The organism is Candidatus Dedyshia acidiphila, assembly GCF_051025295.1.
GTDB lineage: Bacteria > Acidobacteriota > Terriglobia > Terriglobales > Acidobacteriaceae > KBS-83.
This window is the reverse complement of sequence record NZ_JBMGJV010000120.1, coordinates 1-254: the sequence shown is the minus strand read 5'-3', so window position 1 is coordinate 254 and position 254 is coordinate 1. Positions and strand designations below refer to the sequence as shown.

Sequence of the window (254 nt, the reverse complement as noted above, 5' to 3'; positions counted from 1 at the left end):
CAGACATATTGCTGATCGAGCGTGGCGCCCTGGTGGAGCGAGTAGCGCTGGAAGATCTGCCAGCCGGCCAGTCCGAACGCCCAGATATAGGAGGCGAGCAAGCCGGTGAGCGAGCCAATCCGGAAGCCGCTGCGGCTGTCCACGGGGGTGCGGGGACGTCCGCGACGGTAGAGCGAGATGACCAGCATGGGCGCGAGCAGGACGAGGGGCGGGAAGAGCATCGAGAGCAGGCCGATGGGTACGGCCAGTGCGAG

General features: G+C 66.9%; 1 protein-coding gene. It reads right to left on the bottom strand.

The features are described 5' to 3' along the window. Positions 1-254 (bottom strand): hypothetical protein (locus tag AC5IJH_RS18415; protein WP_491904278.1); only part of this gene is annotated, 254 nt, incomplete at both ends.